Origin of the sequence: Dactylosporangium sp. NPDC051485 (assembly GCF_040682015.1) — a bacterium.
GTDB lineage: Bacteria > Actinomycetota > Actinomycetes > Mycobacteriales > Micromonosporaceae > Dactylosporangium.
The window spans coordinates 14,956-37,235 of the sequence record NZ_JBFAZW010000091.1; the positions used below are offsets into that span (position 1 = coordinate 14,956).

Annotated in this window: 17 protein-coding genes and 1 pseudogene; 7 read left to right on the forward strand and 11 right to left on the reverse strand. The window is 72.0% G+C overall.

Features of this window, described 5'->3' with window-relative positions; all coding sequences use genetic code 11:
• Positions 1-198: 198 nt before the first annotated feature.
• Together AB0M46_RS37900 and AB0M46_RS37905 are read right to left on the reverse strand one after the other, a co-directional pair.
• On the reverse strand, positions 199-1,347 hold the full coding sequence (locus tag AB0M46_RS37900; RefSeq protein ID WP_363344313.1) for a hypothetical protein: 1,149 nt from the start codon (positions 1,345-1,347) through the stop codon (positions 199-201).
• A gap of 797 nt (positions 1,348-2,144) precedes the next feature.
• A pseudogene (locus AB0M46_RS37905) lies at positions 2,145-2,325 on the reverse strand (hypothetical protein); the annotation flags it as partial.
• A gap of 73 nt (positions 2,326-2,398) precedes the next feature.
• On the opposite strand from AB0M46_RS37905, the gene AB0M46_RS37910 reads away from it, so the two are divergent.
• From AB0M46_RS37910 to AB0M46_RS37920, 3 genes are all read left to right on the forward strand, one after another.
• On the forward strand, positions 2,399-2,989 hold the full coding sequence (locus AB0M46_RS37910; RefSeq protein WP_363344315.1) for a TlpA disulfide reductase family protein: 591 nt from the start codon (positions 2,399-2,401) through the stop codon (positions 2,987-2,989).
• A gap of 309 nt (positions 2,990-3,298) precedes the next feature.
• On the forward strand, positions 3,299-3,643 hold the full coding sequence (locus AB0M46_RS37915) for a hypothetical protein (RefSeq protein ID WP_363344317.1): 345 nt from the start codon (positions 3,299-3,301) through the stop codon (positions 3,641-3,643).
• A gap of 133 nt (positions 3,644-3,776) precedes the next feature.
• Positions 3,777-4,628 carry a hypothetical protein gene (locus AB0M46_RS37920; protein WP_363344319.1) on the forward strand — a complete coding sequence of 284 codons (852 nt, stop codon included), beginning with the start codon at positions 3,777-3,779 and terminating at the stop codon, positions 4,626-4,628.
• A gap of 65 nt (positions 4,629-4,693) precedes the next feature.
• On the opposite strand, the gene AB0M46_RS37925 is transcribed toward AB0M46_RS37920, so the two are convergent.
• The 4 genes from AB0M46_RS37925 to AB0M46_RS37940 form a co-directional block, all read right to left on the reverse strand.
• Positions 4,694-5,299, reverse strand: coding sequence for a short chain dehydrogenase (locus AB0M46_RS37925; protein WP_363344321.1), 606 nt, complete (start codon positions 5,297-5,299; stop codon positions 4,694-4,696).
• Positions 5,296-6,204, reverse strand: a complete 909-nt coding sequence (locus tag AB0M46_RS37930; RefSeq protein ID WP_363344363.1) for a helix-turn-helix transcriptional regulator — start codon at positions 6,202-6,204, stop codon at positions 5,296-5,298. The genes AB0M46_RS37925 and AB0M46_RS37930 overlap by 4 nt, the downstream gene beginning before the upstream one ends.
• 183 nt (positions 6,205-6,387) lie before the next feature.
• Entirely contained in the window at positions 6,388-7,467 is a 1,080-nt protein-coding gene (locus tag AB0M46_RS37935; protein ID WP_363344323.1) for a hypothetical protein, read from the reverse strand.
• A gap of 70 nt (positions 7,468-7,537) precedes the next feature.
• Positions 7,538-7,666, reverse strand: a complete 129-nt coding sequence (locus AB0M46_RS37940; protein ID WP_363344325.1) for a hypothetical protein — start codon at positions 7,664-7,666, stop codon at positions 7,538-7,540.
• Positions 7,667-7,774: 108 nt separating this feature from the next.
• Between AB0M46_RS37940 and AB0M46_RS37945 the strand changes: the two genes are divergently transcribed.
• Positions 7,775-9,607 carry a hypothetical protein gene (locus AB0M46_RS37945; protein WP_363344327.1) on the forward strand — a complete coding sequence of 611 codons (1,833 nt, stop codon included), beginning with the start codon at positions 7,775-7,777 and terminating at the stop codon, positions 9,605-9,607.
• Positions 9,608-9,621: 14 nt separating this feature from the next.
• Here the strand turns inward: AB0M46_RS37945 and AB0M46_RS37950 are convergent, their stop codons facing one another.
• The gene (locus AB0M46_RS37950) at positions 9,622-10,539 is read right to left on the reverse strand and encodes a hypothetical protein (RefSeq protein WP_363344329.1); all 918 of its coding nucleotides are present in this window, start codon (positions 10,537-10,539) and stop codon (positions 9,622-9,624) included.
• A 123-nt stretch (positions 10,540-10,662) separates the two neighbouring features.
• The gene (locus AB0M46_RS37955) at positions 10,663-11,598 is read right to left on the reverse strand and encodes a TIGR01777 family oxidoreductase (RefSeq protein ID WP_363344331.1); all 936 of its coding nucleotides are present in this window, start codon (positions 11,596-11,598) and stop codon (positions 10,663-10,665) included.
• A gap of 119 nt (positions 11,599-11,717) precedes the next feature.
• Between AB0M46_RS37955 and AB0M46_RS37960 the strand changes: the two genes are divergently transcribed.
• Together AB0M46_RS37960 and AB0M46_RS37965 are read left to right on the forward strand one after the other, a co-directional pair.
• On the forward strand, positions 11,718-12,881 hold the full coding sequence (locus AB0M46_RS37960) for a DUF2786 domain-containing protein (RefSeq protein WP_363344333.1): 1,164 nt from the start codon (positions 11,718-11,720) through the stop codon (positions 12,879-12,881).
• A gap of 82 nt (positions 12,882-12,963) precedes the next feature.
• Positions 12,964-13,467, forward strand: coding sequence for a hypothetical protein (locus AB0M46_RS37965; RefSeq protein ID WP_363344335.1), 504 nt, complete (start codon positions 12,964-12,966; stop codon positions 13,465-13,467).
• A gap of 82 nt (positions 13,468-13,549) precedes the next feature.
• Here AB0M46_RS37965 and AB0M46_RS37970 read toward each other — a convergent pair whose 3' ends face one another.
• The 3 genes from AB0M46_RS37970 to AB0M46_RS37980 form a co-directional block, all read right to left on the reverse strand.
• The gene (locus tag AB0M46_RS37970; protein WP_363344337.1) at positions 13,550-16,741 is read right to left on the reverse strand and encodes a glycoside hydrolase family 3 C-terminal domain-containing protein; all 3,192 of its coding nucleotides are present in this window, start codon (positions 16,739-16,741) and stop codon (positions 13,550-13,552) included.
• Positions 16,742-17,023: 282 nt separating this feature from the next.
• Positions 17,024-18,118 (reverse strand): nucleotide disphospho-sugar-binding domain-containing protein, encoded by a 1,095-nt coding sequence (locus tag AB0M46_RS37975; RefSeq protein WP_363344339.1) that lies wholly within the window; start codon positions 18,116-18,118, stop codon positions 17,024-17,026.
• Positions 18,119-18,396: 278 nt separating this feature from the next.
• On the reverse strand, positions 18,397-21,012 hold the full coding sequence (locus AB0M46_RS37980) for a CHAT domain-containing protein (RefSeq protein ID WP_363344341.1): 2,616 nt from the start codon (positions 21,010-21,012) through the stop codon (positions 18,397-18,399).
• 97 nt (positions 21,013-21,109) lie between these two features.
• Here AB0M46_RS37980 and AB0M46_RS37985 point away from each other — a divergent pair, with 97 nt between their 5' ends.
• Entirely contained in the window at positions 21,110-22,279 is a 1,170-nt protein-coding gene (locus tag AB0M46_RS37985; RefSeq protein ID WP_363344343.1) for a S8/S53 family peptidase, read from the forward strand.
• The last annotated feature ends 1 nt before the right edge of the window (position 22,280 follow it).

Sequence of the window (22,280 nt, forward strand, 5' to 3'; positions counted from 1 at the left end):
CAGGTCTGGCGTGGACGCCACGGCGTTCACACCGAAGAGGTCACTGGTTCGATCCCAGTATCGCCCACCGCAGCTCAAGGGCCGTTTCCTATGATCGGAAACGGCCCTTGATCCGTTCAGGGGGTCTAACTATCGCCCCACTCGGCGGGGCAGTTGAGACCTTCTCCATGACTGCCGTTCCGGGCCGTGGCACCTTGATCACTGGTGTCGCGGCCGCCTGGCGTTGTCAGGATCGTCGAGCAGCGTCTGGCAGGCATCGCGGTCCTGGGGCAGTCCGACCTCGGCGAAGTACGGCATGGTGTACTTTGCCCGTTCGCCCCAGATGCCATCGTCGTCGACCAGCCGACCCAGGAACTCCCGCTGGTTGCTAGTGAGCGGCCGGTCGGGCCATCCGGGCGGGAACGCCGCCGGCAGCAGCGGCCCCCATCCGGCCTCGTTCGACTCCGCCGCCGGCGTGGCAACCACCAGCGCGCCGGGCACGAGCTCGTCGAAGCTGCCCGCCCGCGGCCCGGCGGCCTGCGCGAGTTCCATGTGCAGCCGCTTCCGCTGCAGCGGCGACCCTGGGTGAAGCCAATCGTCGTTCGCCGGGGTGTACCGCAACGCCTCCTCCAGCGCCGCGACGGCGCGGGCATCACCCGCGGTCGACAGCGACAATGCCGCGCACGCCCGCACCACCAACGCCGGATGATCCAGCAGCGAAACCGTGTCCGCACCCAGCTCCCCGAGGGCATAAGCCGCCGCACCCGACACGCTCACCGCACCGTCACCGCGCCCGGCGACCGCCAGCAGGCCCTCCACCGCCACCACGACACGCTCAGCCGCCGCACCGTCCGCCGCCGCGCCGCGAACCTCCGGCTGCAGCAGCTGCGCGAATCGGGTCACCGCGAACAGCGCCCAGTGCGCGACTCGCACATCCGGGTCCTCGATGTACGGCAGGATGTCGCCGAGCACTCCGCCGGCCATTGCGCGCATCCCGAGCCGATCAGATGCCTCATACCCGGCGAGCAGATCCGGGCGGGGCAGGTCCTCGACGCCGGCCGCGACGGCCGCCGCCTTCGCCCGCAGCTCGTCGTCCGTGCCACCCCACGCCGGAGCCGTCGCCGCGGTGCCCAGCAGCTCCAGCAGCTTGGCCCGCACCGGCAGCTCCGGGTCCCAAGAGTCGTGCACCGTCACCCCGGCGGAGCGCGGATCGGCCAGCACCGCCACGACCACTGGGACAAGTGGCAGGGTCGCCGGACGGAGGTCCGCGAACTCGAAGCCAGCGGCTTCCAGGGCGTTGACCGCGTTGAAACGCCGGCCGGGATCGGCGTGCCAGAGATCACGCATCATCTCCGGCACAGCGGTCATCGGCCCGGTGCGACCGTCGGGCCAACAACCACCCTCGACACCCGACCAGTCGACGGCGGCAAGCGACGCCTCCAAACGGCTCAACCCGCTACTCCCGTCCACGCTCCCCCATTGGTCCGGCAACAGTGAACCATTTTCTTGGCCGCACTCGGCACGGCTGGAACACAGGACCGCCCCTCCCTGCACCAGGCCGTCCGCGTGGGGGCAAAGTCGGGGGTTACGGGGGTGGGCAGCCACGCACAACGGCGGACGTTCGCAGACTTGAAAGCCTTGCACCACAACGGAATTAGGTAGCTCACGGGCCGCCGGAACGGCGTTCACACCGAAGAGGTCACTGGTTCGATCCCAGTATCGCCCACCGCAGAGGGGCGGAGTCTACTCATGGACTCCGTCCCTTTCGTCATGCTCGGCGGTGGATGTTTCCGCTCGCTTCGCTCGCAAGCGGGGGGTTCCCACCCCGCGCCCCCCATGCCTCGCTTCGCATCGGCACTGGCCTCGCTTCGCTGGCCGGATGAGCCAGCCGCCGGCCGCTGTTCGGGGGACCCGGCCCTTGGCTCCCTTGACTGGACGCGCCGCAATCTCTTGGCAGTGCTTTGTCCGTGACTCGCGGCCTGCGCGGCGGCCCCTAAGATGCGTGCGCCGCCAACTGGACTCGGATTACTGATCCTCGCCGACCTGGGTCCCATCCGGCCTCTTTCGCGTCGGCGATGCACCGCTCCACCAGCGCCGGCGCGCGTCGGGAACGGCCCTTGATTCGTTCGGGGGGTCCAGGGCGCCGCAGCCGCCCCACCGGGCATGCCGAACAGCCGGTCCGCGACCTCTGCTCCGCTCACCAACACCGGGCGCAATTGGTGGCGGTAGAGCTTTTCCCGTCACGACCGTCCCGGCGTGTCCGACGAGATCGGCAATCTGCTCCAAGGTCAGACCGAGGGCCGAGGCGATCAAGACGAAGCTGTGCCGCAGTTCGCGGGGGCTTTCATGGGTGAACAGGCGGGGATGAGCTACCGTCTACCCGAATTTCGAGAGGTGCATCGACCTCTAGGGGGGTGCGTTGTCCACACGTCGTCGCGTTGCTGCATGCACAATCGTCGCGGTCAGTATGGCGGCGGCGTGGTATTTGCAGCAAACGAATGCCACGAACGGCCGGGAGGATGGTGCGGCGCGTCCCTCCGCTACCGCAATCCTCCAATTTCCGCTAGCGAGCCGTCAGGCCGCGCCGGCGTTGACCGGACATCTCCTCGACAACAGCGCGTTTCGGCTCGCCGAATGGCGCGGCTCCGTTGTGGTGGTGAACTTCTGGGCGTCCTGGTGTGCGCCCTGCGGTGACGAAGCGCCGGATCTGCAGGCTGTCGCCGACGCCACCGCTGGCCTCGGTGTGCATCTGCTTGGCGTGAACGTCAACGATGACCACGACTCGGCCAGGAAATTCGTCGACTCCTATCATTTGACCTATCCGAGCCTGTTCGATCCGGCTGGCGAGATCCCGCTGATCTTTCCCGCGATTTCGGCCCGCACGCTCCCGAACACCGTCGTCCTTGACCAGGCCGGCAACGTAGCAGCCGTCGCTCGCAGCAAAGTCACCCGCAACGAACTCGAGGCCACTGTTCGAGCCCTCGCGGTGGCACCGACACCAACCGGGTGACTGTTCCAGCCCCTCCTCCGGAGGGGCAAAGCGGCCGGTCGAAGAGTTTCGTCAAGAGTTGGCCGACAGCGGATGGACAAATGCAGGGGAGAAGACTAAATAGTCCAGCCGGGTGGTAATCAATCCCAAGATTGAATGGACTGGCGGCGGAGAAGGGGGTGACCCGATGATCGAAGATGACGTGTGGAAAGCGCTGGTGGCCGCCGAGCGCGCGGCGGTGAAATTGCGTGCCGAATTTCACCGGTCGCCAACAGGGCGGAAATCCTGGCGGCGTCGCTGTCTGTTGGCGCGGATACGTGGGAGCAGCGAGTGGCGATGAGCTATTTTCGGGCATTCCCGTCCGAAGTCTCGAACTATGTACCGCAAATTTTCACGTTTACGCTCGGAGGGAGATGGGAGGGAGCGGCGGTCGAACTGCTGGCGGTGGGATCTCGGGAACTGGTGCTCCCACAAGTGGTCCAGTGTGTCGCGGAGCACATCCCAATGCGCGACCCGGAGGACTACGTGCAGCTGGCTGGCCTGCTGGCGAGGCTTGATGCGGGTGACACCATCGAGTTCATAGCCTCCGATGCGCTTCGCAGCGACGACCACGAAGTTCGAGCGGCGGGTGACTCCATCCGCGAAACGTACAAGCACCTGCTGCACCGCCAGTAACCCCGGACAGGCACTGATGTGGGTGTCTCGAGGGCGGCGGGATCGTTGGGGGGCTGGCACCGCTGCTCTGACGGGACATTGCCGTGGCGAGTGTCGGCAGTGCCTACGATGAACTACCACGGGCGGAGGCACCATGCAGGTTCGTTTCGCGTCGGAGCCGGCACCGGACCGGCAGGAGAACGAGGACACCGCGTTCCATGCGGGGCCGATGGTCGGGGTACTCGACGGCGTCACGGCGCCCGAGGGGGTCAACACAGGATGCCGACACAATCCAGCTTGGTACGTCCGCCGGCTGTCGGCCCACCTGTCGGAGGCCGCTCCCGCAGCAACGGCGCCCTCCCTCGGCGACAGCCTCGCCGCCGCCATCGACATGGTGCGCCGCGACCACGACGGACACTGTGACCTGGGCAACCCGGCGACCCCGGCGGCGACGGTCTGTCTCGTCCGCTCCACCGGAAACCGGTTCGAATACCTCATCCTGTCCGACACCACGCTGGTGGTCGAGCACGGCGACGACGTGCTCGCGCTCACCGACCGCCGGTTCTCCGACGTCGTCGCCGAACTCGACCGGCTCCATCCGGTGCCCGGCGCGCCGATGGGCAGCCCCGAATTCCTGTCGTGGCGGGATGCGTACTTCGCCCACAAGTACCAGCTGACGAACACGGCGGGCGGGTACTGGGTCGCCAACAGCGTTCCTGATGCCGCATACCATGCGATGACCGGCAGCTTCCCGACCCGCGGTGCCGACGGGGTGCGGCGCGCGGCGCTGCTCACCGACGGCGTCTCGTGCCTTGTCGACCTCTACCGCCGGATGGACTGGGCTGCCCTGCTCGATGCGATCTCCCGGCACGGACCGGATGCGATCATTCAGCAGGTCCGGCGGACCGAGGAGTCCCACGGCAACGGCGCCGGTACCGGCCGACGCTGGAAGCGCCAGGACGACGCCACCGCGGCCCTGTGCACCTTCACGGATGATCCGGGCTAGTCCCAAGTCATTGCCCACCGCAGGTCAAGGGCCCGTTTCCCAGGGTCGGCCGTCGATGGGCTTCGTCAACCGTAGGCGCGGATGACCTCGCCCGTCTGCTGGCCATGGATGCACGCGAGATAGTCGGCGAGGAGGGAGTCCATCGGGACCGCCCGCATCCCTGGGAAGTGTTCGGAGAACGTTTCGACGGAGTCGCCGATCATCGTCGGGCTCACGGCGTTGACCCGCATCCCGCGGGGCAGCTCGACTGCCGCGGAGAGGACGAACGCATGCAGAGCGCCACTGATCATCGCGCCGCCGGTTACGCCCGGCCAGGCCTGGTCCGCGAAGATTCCGGAGGTCAACGTGAAGGACGCGCCGTCCGAGGCGTGGCGCTGGCCGATGAGCACGAGGTCGACCTGGCCGAACAGCTTGCCCTGCATGTTCGCGATCAGGTCGTCGCGCGTCAGGGTGGCGAAGTCGTCCAGTGCGCCGTGGGCCGCCACGCTGACGACAGCATCGACCGCGGCGACCTCTCGGTACATCTTCTCGATCGACCTGCGCGAGGTCAGGTCTACATGGACATCGCCCGAGGTCCGGCCGGCCGTGATGACGACGTGGCCGTGCTCGCGCAGCGCGGGGACCAGGCGGCGGCCGATCGTGCCCTCGCCGCCGACGACCACGACCTTCATGCGTGCGTCCGCATCTCGGCGGGGGCGGTGGACTCGACCGCGGCGCGCTGCCCGGCCAGCGATGCCAGCAGGATGAGCGCTTCGTGATCCGGTGTCCCTCGCCGCGCGTGGAACAGCCCCAACTGCTGGTCATCGTCGGGGAGCGAGAGCGTTTCGTTGGTCAGCCGCATACGGCCGACCTCGGGGTGGTCGAGCTCGCGTACCGCGGAGGCGCAGACCCGTATCGGGCGCTGTGACCACATCGCGGCGAACTCACTGCTGGCGACGGTGAGTTCTCCCACCAGATGCTCAAGTCCCACGTCGTCCGGGTGCCGAGCCGCCTCTTGGTGCAGCGCGGATACGGTCATCAGCGCCTTGGCGCGCCAGTCCCGGTACAGGGCACGATGGTGGGAGTCGAGGAACAGCAGCCGGGCGATGTTCGGCCGGACGGGTTCCTCTGGTGCTCGCGGGTCCAGGTGACCGGCCAACAGCGCGTGGCCGAGCCGATTCCACCCGATCACGTCGGTGCGATGGTCGATGACGACCGCCGCCACGTCGTCGAACGTGTCGAGCAAGTCCCCAATCGCTGGCCGTAGCACGCTGCGCCGCGCGCGACGGCGGGCCCGTCGTGGCGGCGCGGCCAGTGCTCGCAGGTGCTTGTGCTCGGCGTCATCGAGTTGCAGCGCCGCCGCGAGCGCGTCGAGCACCGCGGGTGAAGCCGCGTGGCTCGCGCCTTGCTCCAGGCGCGTGTAGTAGCCGGCGCTCACACCGGCGAGCTGAGCAAGTTCCTCCCGCCGCAGGCCCGGTACGCGACGGATCGTCATGCCCAAGGACAAGCCGGCCTGTTCCGGCGAGAGCCGCTCTCGCCGGCTCCGAAGGAACTCGCCCAACTCGTTCCTCGTCGTCGTTGCCATGTCGCCCAGCATGCCGTTCACCGGACGAATGCGCCTGTCCCTGTGAGGTGTACCCGAAGGCGGGCCGGCATCGTCCCCGGATGACGCCTAGGGCTGCGCCGACCTTGTGCGGGTCGCGACCGTTACGCGGAAGGATCAGCACGCATGAAGCCGCCCGCGTCCCCGTCGGGGGCGCGGGCGGCTTCGAGCAAGGTGTCAGGCCGCGGTGGCGATGGCTGGGAGCATCACCTTGACCTGGGTGCCGGCGGCGTCCGGTTCCATCTGGCTGAACATGAACGCCAGGAGGGCGTCGTTGCCGACCCAGGCGCAGATGGAGATGGTCACGCCCGAGGAGGAGTCGGTCTTCTCGCACTGGGCCTTGCCGCCCAGCGAGCCCGGGGCGACGTCGATCGGGGCGCTGCCGGTGCTGTTCAGCGACTGGAAGGCGCTCTTGAAGAAGGAGTCCAGCTGCTTGTCGGCGCCGCCCACGCTGAAGATCGAGCCGGTGCCGCCCCACACGATGGCGGTGCGGCTGGTCTTGGCCGAGTCCTGGTACTGCGCGGCGAACGGGTTGTCGATGCCGGCGGCCGAGAGCTGCTTGGCCATGGCCTGGGCCTGGTCCTGGTTGGCCTGCTTCTTCCAGGTGCTGATGGTCGCGGGGGCGTTGAGCTTCACCTTCGGGCCGCCGCCCGCCGTCGGGGTCTTGGCGCCGCCGGTCGGGGCCTTGGTGCTGCCGCTGGCGGTGGTGGTCGGGGCCGAGGAGGAGGTCGCCTCGGGCGTCTTGTCGTCGTTGGACGAGTACACCCAGGCGGCCACGCCGATGCCGCCGCACAGCACCAGGGCCAGGGCGCCGAAGACGAGGCTCAGGACCAGGCCGGTGCGCTTGCGCGGCGGCGGGGTCGGGGCGGCGCCGCCCCACGCGGGGTAGCCGGGGTCGGGCTGGCCGTAGCCGCCGCCGGAGGCCGGGACCGCGGACGTCGGCTGGCCGTAGGCCGGCTGCTGGCCGTAACCGGGGTCGGGCTGGCCGTAGCCGGGCTGAGCGCCGTAGCCGGGGTCGTTGCCATAGCCGGGCTGAGCGCCGTAGCCAGGGTCGTTGCCGTAACCGGGCTGAGCGCCGTAGCCGGGCTGGCCGCCGTAACCGGGCTGGCCGCCGTAGCCGGGGTCATTACCGTACGAGGGCTGGCCGTATGAAGGCTGACCGTACGACGGGGGCTGGCCATATGGCGGCGGCTGCTGGCCGTAGGACGGCTGGCCGTAGGGGTCCTGAGGGGGTTGTGGTGCGTACGGGTCAGACATGAAACGCTCCTCGGCACGCGGAAGACCCGGGGCAGCATAGCTTCTTCCTGCCAGGAGTGCTGTCCGGTTGTTAGCGATCCGCGTCACTGCGGGCGCGGCCGGCCGGGACGGTGACGTCCGATCCGTGGGACGCAATGCCCACCTCGGCCGCGCCCAGCGCATCGCCGAACGCCACGCCGGCCGACGCCATAGGCGCCATGGGTGACTGATACCGACACCTGAACAGGGCGAATCCGGCATAAGAATTCGCCCCCCATCTCACCCCAGATCGGGGGAAACCGGGCGACAGCGTTGATACGTTCACGCAATGTCGACCGGTGGTCGCGTTATGGCGCTGCGGCCCGCCGGGATGGCGGAGCAGCGGGGCGCAAATACGCAGGGTAATGCGGACGTCACCGACGCCGCGAGGCGCCGGTGGGTCCGGCGTGCCGACCTACTTCCGGTCGCCTCGTACCTGCTGCTCATGCTGTTCATCGTCGCGCCGCTGCTGATCGGCCACGGCGACTCGGTACCGATCCAAGCGGGCGACCGGGCCCAGGCCGAACTGTTCCTGGCGCACGCGGCCCACTTCGTCACGCACGGCGGCAACCCGCTCTTCATCGCGAACCTCAACGCGCCGTTCGGCGTCAACGCGATGGCCAACACGAGCGCGCTCGGGCTGGGCATCCCGATGGCGCCCGTCACCCTGATGTTCGGCGCGCAGGCGAGCTTCGACGTGCTGATGGTCCTGGCCGTCGTGGCCACCGCGACGTCCTGGTACTGGCTGCTCTCCCGCCACCTGGTGACCAACCGGACGGCGGCGTGGGTGGGCGGGCTCGTCGGGGGGTTCGCGCCCGCGGTCGCCTCGCACATCTCCTACCACCCGAACCTGGCCGCGCAGTTCGCCGTACCGCTACTGATCTGGCGCTCCTGCAAGCTGCTGGAAGGCCGCCCGGTGCGCAACGGGCTGCTGCTGGCGGCCGTGGTCGTGTACCAGGCGTTCGTCAACGAGGAGACCCTGTTCCTGGCCGCCCTGGGCATGGTGTCCTTCATGGCGCTCTACGGCCTGCAGCGGCGCGCGGTGATCCGGGCCACCGTCAGGCCGCTCGTCGCCGGGCTGGCGGTGACCGCCGGCGCGGCCGGCGCGGTCCTGGCCTACCCGCTCTCCTACCAGTTCTTCGGGCCGGGCAGCTACCACGGCGGCGAGCCGACGATGACCAAGTTCCGCATGGACATGCTCGGGCTGACGACGTACGGCAGCAACAGCATCGCCGAGCGTCTGCGCCGCTTCAACACGCCGTCACCGTTCGGCCTCGGCGCCGAGGAGCATGGCTACTTCGGCTGGTCGCTGGTCATCCTGCTCATCGTGCTGGTCTGGTGGCAGTGGCGGGACGTGCGGGTGCGCTGCCTGGCCGTCACCGGGCTCGGGTTCGCCGTGCTGGCGATGGGCTCGCCGCTGCAGTACGACGGCGTCGACACCGGCATCAAGGGCCCCTTCGGCCTGCTCAACGAGCTGCCCCTGTTCGACACTGTGCTACCGACCCGCTTCGGGCAGGTCACCCAGTGGGCGGTCGTGCTGCTGGTGGGCATCGGCATCCAGCGGCTGTCCGAGATCCCCGGGCTGAGCGGCCGCAACCGACGGGCGCTGATCTCCGGCCTGGTGGCCGTGGCGCTGGTGCCGGCCGCACCCGGGACGCTCAAGGTGGTCAGCCGCCCCCCGACGCCGAGCTTCATCACGGCGGGGACGTGGAAGCAGTACGTCGGGCCCGGCCAGACGGTGCTGGTCATGCCGCTGCCGCAGTGGGACTGGTACGACGGCATGGCCTGGGCGGCGGCGACCGGCGAGCGGATGCCGCTGTCGCACGGGTACTTCCTCGGCCCGGAGGGGGGCGTCAAGGGCCACCACGCGACCGTCGGCCCGGCCCCCCGCCCGACCGACGACCTGTTCACCTACGTCATGTACCAGCAGAAGGTGCCGCCGATCGGCGAGCAGGAGAAGGCGCAGGCGAGGGCCGACCTGCGGTACTGGCACACGTCGCTCGTCATCGTCCCGGCCGTCCCGGCGTGGATCCCCGCCCGGGACACCATGACCACCCTGTTCGGCCCGGCCAAGGGCGTCGGCGGCGTCTGGATGTGGGACGTCAGGAGCCAGCTGCGGTAGCGCAGCCGCCCGGCCTAGCCCATCACCCGGGCCCCGTAGGCGGTGGCCACCGAGAGCAGGGCCCGGGCGGTGCGCGCCCGCTTCAGGTCGGGCACGCTCAGGGCCCGCCAGTCCGGCGGCAGCCCGTACAGCTGGGCCACCGTCATCGGCAGCGCCGCCAGGCTGATCCGGGTCAGGTCGGCGGCGTGCTTGGCCGCGGCCCGCTGGGTGAGGCTGCGGACGAACCACATCCACCGCCACACCCACTCGTCGCGCGACCAGGCGCCCGCGTCGGCCGCCCGGTCCAGCAGCCAGATCTCCAGCCCGGCCCACTCCACCGCCCGCTGCGGGTCCCGGAACCGCAGCGCCGGGAGCGGGTGCAGCAGCGCCACCCACCACTCGGCGGCCTCGGCGCTGTCGGGCACCCGGTCGGCCAGCCACTCCGCCCGCTCCGTGCGCGTCAGCGGCAGCAGCTCGCCGAGGCTGTCGCAGACGGCCCGCCACCGGGCCTCGGGCAGCGCCGGGGAGTCCGGCACCGGCCAGACCGGGGCGGCGATCGCCACCACGACGCCGTCCTCGGCGGTGGCCGTCGCGCCCGTGACGGGCGCCCGCAGCGTGTCGGGGGCGCCGTGCCGGCCGGCGGGCAGCGGCTGGAGGCTCTGACCGACCCGGCGCAGCTCCTCCCGCAGGTCGTCGAGGCGGACCGGGGCCGGCAGCCGGTCGGCCCGGACCACCAGGAACCGGCCCTGCCACGGCTCGTCGGGGCCCAGGCGCTCGTAGTGGCACTCGACGGTGCCGAAGTCGCGGTACATGGCGTCGCCGGAGGAGTGCACGGCGAAGTCGGCGCCGAGGGTCGCGGCCAGGGCGTGGATCGGCGCGTCGGCGCTGAGTCCCTGCACCCGGCCGGTGGCCAGCGCCTCGACGCACAGGTCCAGCGGCGACGGGGCACTCATAGCCGTGCCCGTTCGTCGAGATCGATGATCGGCAGCGCCACGCCGCCGATCGTACGCACCCGTGCAAGGGGTTGCCCGGCGATCATCACGGGATGATGCCTCGGCCCGGACGGGTGCTGCCGCTCAAGGCGCGAGCAGGAGGTGCCGCAGCGCCGGGACGAGGTCGGGATGGGCGAACTCGAAGCCGGCGTCGAGCAGGCGCCGCGGGACCCCGCGGCGGCCGGTCAGGGCCAGCGCCGGGTCGGTGCGCAGCGCCACCGCGCCGGCCCGGACCAGCCAGGCCGGCATGGGCGGGACCGGCGGGCGGCGCAGGATCGCGCGCAGGGCGGCCATCAGCTCGGCGTTGCGCACCGGGTTAGGGCCGGTGACGTGGACGACGCCGGACAGCGACGCGTCGTCGAGCAGGTGGCGCACGGCGGCGAGGAGGTCCTCGACGTGAATCCAGCTCACCCACTGCCGGCCGGAGCCGACCCGGCCGCCCAGGCCCCACCGCACCAGGCCGGTGAGGCGGTCCAGGGCCGGGGCGCCGCGCTCCAGCACGATGCCCATGCGCAGCATGACCTGGCGGGTCTCGTGGACGATCGCGCGGTGGAAGGTGGCCGCCTCGGCCAGCGCGGCGGCCGACTCCCAGGCCCGGGCCACGCCCGCCATCTGCACCGGGCCGTCGGCCACCGGGGCCGTCTCGTCCAGCTCCGGCTCGCCGGCGTCGCCGTAGATGGCCAGGGTGCTCGCCTGCAGCCAGACCAGCGGCGGCTCGGCCAGCACGGCCGCCGCCTCGACCAGGGCGCAGGTGGGGCGGACCCGGGAGTCGCGCAGGAGCTCGACGTTGGCCCGGGTCGGGCGGCGGTCCACCAGCTCGCCGGCGAGGTTGATCACGGCGGCGCCGGACAGCTCCTCGGCCCAGTCCTCGACCGTGGCGCCGTCCCAGAGGATCTGGCGGAAGGGCACCTCGTCGCGGACCCGGCGGGTGAGGATGACGACGTCGTCGCCGCGATCGGCCAGATCGGCCGCGATCCGGCGTCCGAGGGCCCCGGTGCCGCCGGCGAGCACGATCTTCACGATGCCCTTTCTACCAGCTCGGCCGGGCCCGAACGAACCGCTGCAGGTCGCAGGCCTAGCCGGTCAGGGCCAGCTGTACGCCTACGAGCCCGCCGAATTGGCCAAGTAGCCTTGGTGCCGTGAAATCCCAGATCGACGCCCTGGTCCATGGGGCGGTGGACTACGAGGGCGGCCTCGACCGCCTCGCCGTCGCGCCGGCCGCGGACGTCGACCCGGCGCTGTTCGCCGCGCTCGCCGAGGCCGCCGGGCGGCTGTTGCGGGGCGGCTGGCAGCCGGTGGAGCTGCACCGGGTCGTGGTCCGCCGGGGCGGGACCGACCGGCCGCTGCTCGGCCGGGCCCTGGTCGACGCGGTCGCGGCCCACCTGCGCGGCTTTCCCCGCAAGGGCGTCGACGAGCGCTGGCTGGCCCAGGCCGACGAGCTGGGCGCGGCGGTCTGGTGGGGCGCCGACGAGCGGTACGTCACCGAGCTCGCCACCCGGCACCGCCACGACCGGATCTCGGCCATCGACGACCTGCTCGGGCTGCTGCGGGTACTCGCCGAGCTGCCGCCCATCGAGGTGCTGGTCCCGCCGCCGGGCAGCGCGCCCCGGCGGGTGAGCGCCGCCCACGTCGACGTGCGGCTGCTCGACCGGGTGCGGGCGCTGCTGGCCAAGGCCGAGTCGACCTCCTACCCGGCGGAGGCCGAGACGTACACGGCCAAGGCGCAGGAGCTCATCGCCCGCCACTCGATCGACGAGGCCCTGGTGGCCGGCCGGGGCGGCCCGGACGCGACCGTGGTGCCCTTCGCCCGCCGCATCGGGGTCGACCACCCCTACGAGGGCGAGAAGGCGTCGCTGCTCAGCGCCGTCGCCGAGGCCAACCGCTGCCACACCGTGTGGTCGCCGGACCACGGGTTCACCACCGTGTTCGGGTTCGATGCGGACATCGACGCGGTCGACCTGCTGTACACCTCGCTGCTGGTGCAGGCGAACCGGGCCATGGCGAAGTCGGAGCCGCCCGGGGGCAAGGCCGGCCGGGCCCGGCTCAAGGCGTTCCGCCAGTCGTTCCTGGTCGCCTACGCGGTGCGCATCGGCGAGCGGCTGGCCCGGGTGGCGGAGGCGGCCATCGAGGCCGCTCCCGAGGCGGCGGACCTGCTGCCGGTGCTGCGTTCCCGCGACGAGCAGGTGCGCGAGACCATGGCGAAGGTCTTCCCGCGCACGGTGCGCGGGCGCGGGAGCCGGGTCGACAGCCGCGAGGGCTGGGAGTCCGGCCGGGAGGCGGCCGACCGGGCCACCCTGCTCTGACCGATCGAGGGACGTCAAGGCCTTGACAGCCGTGAGACCCTCGCCCGTCACAGTCAACTTTGTCGACGGGGAGTCCCTCAACATGATCCGAATTCCCGCAGGGCAGGTCGCGGCCGGTCACCTGCCGCCCGTCTGCCCTCGCCACGGCGAGCACGCACTGGAGATGAAGAAGCTGCGGCTCATCTCCAAGCCCCCGTCGTGGGCGGCCGTGCTGATCCTGCTGGGCGGCATCGTGTACCTGATCGTGGTCATGGCCCTGCGCAAGACCGTGCACGCGGCGGCATGGCCGTGGTGCGAGCAGTGCAAGGCGGCCCGCTCGCGCAACCTGGGCATCGGCCTGGGCGTGCTCGGCCTCGGCCTGCTGCTGATCGTCGTGGGCATCGCGACCATCGACGGCAGCGCCGGCCCGCTGCTGTTCCTCGTCGGGCTCGTCGCGCTCGTGGTCGGCATCGTCTTCGCGGCCCGCGGCGGCGCCCAGGCGGTCTCCGGCGCCTTCGTCTCGCAGGACGGCAACTTCGTCGAGATCGCCAAGGACGACCCGCGCTTCGGCCAGGCGCTGGGCGGCCGCCAGGCGCAGTACCGCTAACCGGTTTTCCAACAAAGAGCGGGCCGCGCACTCCGCCAATTGGTGTGCGCGGCCCGCCTCCCCCGCCCTCAGGGGGTCTTTTCTACGGGGTGGTCGTCCACACGAAGGTGGCCGTTGCCCCGGTGCTCGCGGTGACCGTCACGGTCGACGTTCCGGCCGTCGTCGCCGATCCCGTGATGACGCCAGCGGAGCTGATCGACAGGCCGGCGGGCAGGCCCGTGGCGGTGTAGGTGGCCCCGGCCGCGCCGAAGGCCCAGTTGACCGCCTTGCCGACCGGGCTGCTCATGCCGTACGGGTTGGGCAGCAGGTTGGCGGGCACGGTCGCCGCGGTGACGGCCAGGCTCCCGGTCAGCGGCAGGTTGCGCGAGGAGTTGCCGACCGAGATCTGGTACGTCCCGGCCGCAGTCGTCCACGCGTCGCTCGCGGTGTTCCAGTACGCCAGGTCCTTCTGCGTCACCGAGAACGTGACCGTGGTCGAGGCGCCCGGGTTGAGGGTCACCCGCTGGAAGCCCTTGAGCGACCGCGGGGGCTCGCCCACCGCCGCCGGCGCCCCGACGTACAGCTGCACGACCTCGGTGCCGGCCCGGCTGCCGGTGTTGGTGACGGTCGCGGTGACCGTCGCCTTGCCGTTGTTCAGCGCCCCTACCTGCAGGTTGCTGAAGCCGAAGCTGGTGTACGACAGGCCGTAGCCGAACGGGAACAGCGGCGCGATGTTCTGGCTGTCGTACCAGCGGTAGCCGACCTTCAGGCCCTCGGAATACTGCACCTGGTTGTTCGCCCCGGGCCACTGCGCGGCGGTGCGCGCCGGCACGTCGGCCAGGCTCTTCGGGAAGCTGACCGGCAGCTTGCCCGACGGGTTGGCGTCGCCGAAGAGCAGCGCCGCCGTGGCCGTGCCGACCTGCTGGCCGGCGTAGAAGCCCTCGAACACGCCCGCCACCTGGTCCAGCCACGGCATCGTGGTGGCCGAGTTGGTGTGCAGCACCACGATCGTGCGGGGGTTGGCCGCCGCGACCTGGCTGATCAGCGAGTTGTAGGTGCCCGGCAGGTCGATCGTGGCCTGGTCCGAGCCCTCGTTGCCGTAGTTGTTGCTGGCGAAGACGATCGCCACGTCGGACGAGCGGGCCAGGGCCACCGCGTTGGCGATGTTGGTGCCGTCGTTGTACGTCACCGTCGTCCCCGTGCCCTGGACCCGGTTCTGGATGCCGGTCAGCGGCCAGACCGTGCCCGAGCTGGTGGCCGTCGCGCTGCCGCCGCCGACGCTCTGCACGCCCGCGCCGCCGTCGACGCCGAGCACGGCGATCGAGTGGGTGGTGGCCGTGGACAGCGGCAGGATGCCGTTGTTCTTCAGCAGCACGGTGCCCTCCTCGGCGCCGCGCCGGGCCACGTCCTGGTGCGCGGCCGTGCTCACGTTCGCCTGCGGCGAGCCGGTCTTCGGCTTGTCGAACAGGCCGAACGCGAACATCGGGGTGAGCACGCGGGTCACCATCAGGTCCAGCTGGGCCGCGCTCACCTGGCCGTTGGCCACGGCCTGGCGCAGGAAGTCGGCGTAGAAGTACCCGCCGGGCATCTCCATCGTCATGCCGTTGTTGGCCGCCGGGACGGTCGAGTGCGCCGCGCCCCAGTCCGAGGTGACGAACCCGCCGAAGCCGGCCTGCTGGTACAGCGCGGTGTTGAGCAGGTACGGGTGGTCGCAGTCGTAGGTGCCGTTCACGGTCGAGTAGCCGCACATGATCGAGGCGGTCGCGCCCTGGGTCACCGCCGCCTGGAAGCCCGGCAGGTAGATCTCCTGCAGCGTGCGGGTGTCGACGATGGCGTTGTCGGCCGGCCCGTTGCGGTTGGTCTCCTGGTTGTAGACGGCCGCGTGCTTGGCCTGGGCCATCACGCCCTGGCTCTGGATGCCGCGGACGTTCGCCACGGTCATCTGGCCGGTGAGGTACGGGTCCTCGCTGAACGTCTCGAACGCCCGCCCCCAGCGCGGGTCGCGCACGATGTTCAGCGTCGGCCCGAGCGCCACGTTGGCGCCCTTGCCGGCGAACTCGGAGCCGACGGCCGCGCCGTACTCCTGCTCCAGCGCCGGGTCGAACGTCGCCGCCGAGGTCACGGCCGAGGGCATCTGGGTGACCCCGCCCATGCCGTCGCCCACGCCGCCGGGGCCGTCCTGGAAGCCCATGTCGGGGATGCACAGCGACGGGATGCCGCTCAGGTTGCCGATGTACGGCGACGAAGCCCCGTTGCCGTGCAGGATCGAGATCTTCTGGTCCGTCGTCATGCGGCTCAGCAGCTGGCTCACCCGGGTCGCGATGGGCGCCGTCGAGCCGACCCACGGGCAGCCGGCCGGCGGGGTCGTGGTCGGCGGCGCGGTGGTCGGCACCGAGCCGATCACGCGCACCTCGAACTCCCACAGCGAGTAGCCGTATGCCGTCGCCCGCGCCGTGCCGTTCATCCGCACGTACCGGGCGGTGCCGCTCACGTTGATCGTCTGCGTGCCGCCCGTGCCGGTCGTCGTGGAGTAGGCGTTGGTCCACGTCGTGCCGTTGGCCGATAGCTGGATCTGGAAGGCCGTGGCGTACGCCGTCTCCCACTGCAGCACCACCTGGCAGACCTGCGCGCTCGCGCCCAGGTCGACCTGGATCCACTGTGGATCGGCGAAGGCGCTCGACCAGCGGGTCCCGGCGTTGCCGTCGAACGCGCTCGCGGCCGGGGTGCCGGCGTTCTCCGCCGACGACGCCGTGGCGGTCTTGTTCAGGGCCGCGTTCGTGGTGCCGCAGGCGCCGGTGCCGGTACCGGTGTCGCCGTACACCTGGAACTCCCACAGCGAGTAGCCGTACTGCGTGGCCCGTGCCGTGCCGTAGAGCCGCACGTAACGACCCGACCCGGTCACGTTCAGCGTCTGGTTGCCGCCGGTGCCGGTGGTCGTCGAGTAGATCGTGGTCCAGGCGGCCGCGTCGGCGGAGACCTGGATCTGGAAGGCGGTCGCGTACGCGGTCTCCCACTGCAGCTGGACCTGGCTGATCGTCGCGCTCGCCCCCAGATCGACCTGGATCCACTGGGGGTCGGAGAAGGCGCTGGACCAGCGGGTCCCGGCGTCGCCGTCGAACGCGGCAGAGGCGGGGCTGCCGGCGTTCTCGGTCGACGACGCGGTGGCCGGCTTGCCTTGCGAGAGCAGTTGGGTGGCCGCGGAGGCGGTGAGCGCGGTAACGGTGAGGTAGCCGGCGACGAGCCCGGCCACGACGAGCGGCGCCAGAACCCTGGCCCGTTTCAGGACAGCGAGCATCAAGACCTCTTGGCGGAGAGGACAAGCGCCCTTCGGGTGAGAGAGCGCTCTCTGAAGAGTTCTCCTTGGCGAGGGCGACTGTCAAGGCCTTGAAGGGAATCGATTGGGAGAGCGCTCTCCTATTCGGCGCATCGATGACGGTGCTTTCCGAGCCTGTCGCTGGTCACGATAAGTCGGGCGCTGGCGCGCCGCGACTTATCGGACATTTCACGATTTAACGGTGAATGTAGGGGTGAATGTAGGGGTGAATGGAGGGGTGAATGGAGGGTTGCACGCATGGCGTCACCGCAGGGCCGGTACCCCCTCGGCGGTGAGCGCCCGCACGATCGCGTCGGGCGAGGACATGGCGGCGATCTCCACCTGGACCCAGGCGGCCGAGTCGGCGAACGCCGGGTCCTCGAGCAGCCGCGGCACGCACCGGCGGACCGCCCGCTCGATGGCGAGCGGTCCGAGCGCGGGGACCGTCAGCGCGGCCCCGGCGTGCGTGACCGCGTCCTCCCCCGCCTCCGCGTGGCCCGTCTCCAGGGAGAGCACCAGCTGCGGGAGGCCGTAGGCGAGCGCGGCGAGCGCGATCCCCGGGCCGCCGGGCGAGATGACGGCGCGGCTTCGCGGGAGTACCGATGCGAGGGAAACGTCCGGCGAGATCAGCACGTGGCCGGGCTGCGGCCCGTAGCGCCCCGGATCGGCGGACACGACGACGTTGGCCGGCAGGTCGCCCAGCGCCGCCAGCACTGCGCGGCCGTCCCCCGGGGTGCCGGGACGCACGAAGATCGTGTCGCGGTACGGCAGGTCGCCGATCCCCGCCGGAGCCCCTCCCTCGGGCGCCGTCGTGGGCCGCAGGTCCAGCGAGTTGCCCCAGATCCGCTCCCCGTCCCGGCGCAGCGCCGGCGGGCAGACGTCCAGGTAGGTGGCCGCGCGCACCACCTCGGCCGATCCTTCGCCGCCCCAGCGGGCGAGGAGGGAGTCGACGTGCATCGCGTACGCGTCCCAGACCCCGATCGGCGGCATGACCCCGAGCCCGTGCACCACGTGGCGGGCGCCCGTGACCGCCGCCGCGACGGACCCGGCGACCTCGGCGGTCTCCGATACGACGAGATCGGGTGCCCAGCGGGCGGCCCGGGGCACCAGGTCCTCGGCCCGCCGGGCGGCCGAGTGCGCGAAGAAGGCGGCCCGCTGGGCGGCCGTGCCCCCGCCGGCCAGCTCGGACTGCGCGGGCCCCACCGCCCACGCCTCGATGCGGTGGCGCCGCACCTGGGGCACGACGCCCGCCCCGGTCGCCACCGCCACGTCGTGCCCCGCCGCGCGGGCCGCGAGCGCGAGCGGGAGGATGGTGGTGATATGTCCGGGTAGCGGGCACGCGCTGAAGAGGATGCGCATACCGCGGGCCACGCACGCCCGCGGGCGCCGGTTCACATATGTCCGATTGGCGGCAGTCACGGACCTCAACAGCAACGAGCCAACACGACGGACGCCCCGCACCCCGGGCGCCTCAGCGGCAACGAACCAACACAGCGCCGCGCCCCGGGCGCCTCAGCAACGACGAACCAACACAGCGCCGCAGCCCAGTCGGCGCCTCGGCAGTGGCGAACCGACACAGCCCCGCACCTTGCAGCACATCGACCACCTCGGACGGGCGGCGGCAAGACCGAGAGCGATCATCCGGCGCCGAAGCAGACGAAACTGTCCGTGCTCGCGCGGTCACGCTGGTCCGCCGAGGCCTGCGCGGCGGCGAGCGCGGCGGCCGGGCCGAGGCCGGTGCTCAGGTGGCCGTAGAAGGCGTGCATGAGGTGCCGGGTGGCCCCGTCGTCGACCGGCCCGGTGGACGCGATCACGGTCGCCGTCCCCATGTTCAGCAGCGCCGCGACCAGGCCCATCAGCTCGTCGCCGGGGTGCACCGCGGCCAGCCCGGTGTCGCATCCGGACAGCACGAGCAGGGCCGGCGGCCGGCGCAGCGCGGTCAGGTCGTACACCGTGAGCGGCCCGTCGGCGAGCATCAGGAACGAGAAGAGCGGGTTGTCCGAGCGGAACTCCCCGTGCGACGCGATGTGCCCGACCGCCGCGCCGTCCAGCGCGGCCAGCGCCGGTGCCACCCGTGCCTGGTCGCCGGCCAGCACCGCGGCGCCCGGCCGCTCGGCGGCGATCCCGCGGACCTCGTCGGCCGCCTGCTGCGCGGAGGGCGCGCCGACCAGGACGAGCTGCCCGTCGACGGCCGGCACGGTGGCGCAGCGCAGCCAGATCGTCGCGGACGGCGCGACGCACAGCGACCGCCCGCGCAGCCGGGGCAGCATGCCCCAGGGCAGCGCGTGCAGCGCCCCGGTCGGCACCAGGACCAGGGGACCGTCGCCGAGCAGGTCGGCGAGCGGGCCCATCAGCAGAAGGTCGAGCCGCTCGGCCCGCCGCTCGAGCCGCTCGCCGCCCGCCCCGTGGCCCAGCACCTGGTTGTGCAGGGCGAACCGCAGCGACTCCAGCTCGGCCCGCACGGCGTCGATCTCGCCGATGATGCGATGCGTGACCTTGCGCCCCCGCACCACCAGCGCGTGCAGGCGCCCGTCGAGGTCCAGCAGCTCGACCAGCACCCGCTCGCCGAGGGCCCCCGCAAGCGTGGGGAGGGAGAACTCCACGGCGTTGGGCCCGGAGCCGGGCGCCCGCCACGAGCGGCGGCGGATCTCGGCCTCCAGCACCCGCTGCCGGCGCATGAGACGGCCGGCGCGCTGCTGGCCGGTCGGGGCCGCCACCAGCTCGCCGTTGATGCGCCGCAGCTCGGTGAGGTGCCGGGCCACGACCGGGTCGGACGAGGGCTTCGCCGGCGGCAGGGTGAGCGCCGCCGCCCGGCAGCGCTGCGCCCAGCTCAGCGCGGTGGCCGGCCCGCCGTGCACGAGGGCCAGCCGCAGCCGCAGGCCGGCCAGGGCGGCCGTCTCCGCGCTGCCGCGCACCCGCAGCTCGGTGGCGCCGAGGCTGGCCCGGTAGGCGTCGGCCTGCCGCAGCCCGGAGGTGGCGGCCCGGACGGACTCGGCAACCGCCCCGGAGGCCAGCTCCAGCCGGGCCCGGATGTGCCACCAGCGCACCCGCAGCGGCGCCGGGCCGAGCTTGGCCGCACCGCCCGCCTCGGTGAGCAGCTCGCGGGCGATGTAGAGCTCGCCGAGGTCGACGGCCAGCTGGGCGGCGTCGAGCAGCGCGTCCCAGCCGGGCTGCAGCCATCCGGCCTCGAGCAGGTGCGCGGCGACCGAACGCAGCTCCCGCAGGGTGCCGCGGTTGGCCCGGCCGAGGGCGACCACGGCGGCGATCTCGGCGACCCGGGCGCGGGCGCTCCAGACGCTGCGCCCCTGCCGCTGGAACTCCCGCCGCGCGGCGGCGGCCGCCGCCCTCGACTCGGCGGGGGCGCCGGCGGCCAGGCCGTGCCGGGCGAGCATGAGCTGGGCCTGGCCGAGCACCGAGTCGAGGTGGCCGTCGGTGCAGGCGTCGATGGCGGCCCGGATCGCGGTCTCGGCCTCGGGCAGCAGCCGCACCGACAGCAGCAGGTCGGCCCGGTCGAGCAGGCCCACCGCGGCGACGCCGGTGCTGTAGAGCCGGTCGTGGGCGCGGTCGTAGCGGGCCAGGGCGGTGGGCACGTCGCCCGCCTGCGCCGCGACGAAGCCAAGATTGTGCTCGACCTGGGCGGCGGCGGTGGCCATGCCGAGCCGGTTGTAGAGCGCCTGCGCGGCCCGCAGGTCGACCTCGGCCTGCTTCAGGTTGCCGCGGAAACCGTGCAGAACACCCCGGTTCGTCAGGGTGCGGGCCTCCCACACCTGGTCGCCGGACTCCCGGAACGCGCGCAGGGCCCCGCGGTACAACTCCATCGCCTGCCGGTCGAAGCCCAGCCGCCGCAGGATCAGCGCCCGCTGCATGATGGCCCGGGACCGGCGGGGGCCGTGCAGCTCCGCCACCGCGCGGTCGACCTCCTTGAGCGCGGCGCTGGGCCGGCCGAGGTCGTCCAGGATCAGCGCATGGCTCATCCGCGCCTCGGCCTCGTGCACCCGCAGGCCGTGCCGGCGCGCCACGCTCATCGACGCCTTGAGGTGGGCCGCCGCGGCGGCCGCGTCGTGCTGGGCCTGCGCGACCAGGCCCAGCGCGCGCAGGGCCACCGCCTCGCAGGCCGGGTCGGCGTCGCGCCGGGCATCGAGCAGCGCCGCCTCGGCCAGATGCTTGGCCTTGCCGGGGTTGGCCATGACAATCGGGAGCAGCCGCTGCGCCAGGTCTTCGTCGGCGGCGGGGAGCACGGACGCGGCCGTCATGGTTGCATCCTGCCAAAGGCTCTGATGTGTATCACGGGGTCCGGAGCGCGACTCATGTCACCGGCCTCATTGTTGATCCTTATTGGGGGAGCACTCGATGTCCGTACCGAACGATCGTCAGCGGCGGTGGGAGCAGGTCCGCGCCGCGCGCCTGTCCAATCTGCCCTGGTTGCGCACCGAAGTACAGTCCGGCCGCCCGGTGCGGTTCGTCGCCGATGAGATCCTCGTCTCCGACCACGGCACCGCCGCCGCGCACCGGACCCTGACCGGCCTCGGCCACCGCTCCAGCGAGATCCAGGAGGACGAGCCGCGCGGCGGCCTGCGCCGGCTCAAGACCCGGGGCTTGGACGTCAGCACGGCCGTGCGCCAGCTGCGCGCCCAGCTGCCGGGCGCCGTGGTCGGCCCGAACCACGTGTTCCTGTCCACCCCGTACGAGCACGGCGGCCCCTACGGTCCGCCGGTGTCGGCCGACGCCCCGCCGGCCAAGCTCGCCCCTTCGGCCACCGGCGCATCCTCCGTCAAGGTGGTCGTGATGGACACCGGCGTGTGGGTCGACAGCCCGCTGCCGGCCGGCTGCTACTCCGCCACCGCGGAGAACCGGGAGACCGTGCTCGACGGCGACGGCGACGGCGAGCTCGACTCTGACGTGGGCCACGCCAACTTCATCGCCGGCGTGGTGGTGCAGAGCACCGACGCCGCCCAGGTCCGCATCGTCAAGGTCCTGGACACCTTCGGGGTGTGCACCGAGGCGGACCTCGCCGCCGCGATCGGCGCGCTCACCGACGTCGACGTGCTGAACCTGTCGCTCGGCGGCTTCTGCGTCGGCGACCAGCCGCCGGCGGTGCTGGCCGCGGCGCTGGGCACCTTCCTGTCCGAGCCGGGCCGGATCGTCGTCGCGGCGGCGGGTAACGACGCCATCCACGACCGCCCGTTCTGGCCGGCGGCCTTCGCGGCCGGCAACGCCCCGTGGGCCGGGCGGGTCCTCGCCGTGGCCGCGCACGACGGCAACGACGTGTGCTCGTGGAGCAACCGGGGCGCGTGGGTGACCCTGCTCGCCCCCGGCGAGGACGTGGTGAGCACGTTCATCAACCACCCGACCTTCCCCTCGGGCTGGGCGGCGTGGAGCGGCACCTCATTCGCCGCGCCGAAGGTGGTGGCCGCGCTGGTCGAGCGGGTGGCCGCAGCCGGCTCGGTCCAGGCCGCCGCCGAGCAGGTCAAGGCCGAGGCGTCGCAGCAGACGCTGGGCGGTTTCCCGGCGCTGCGCTGAA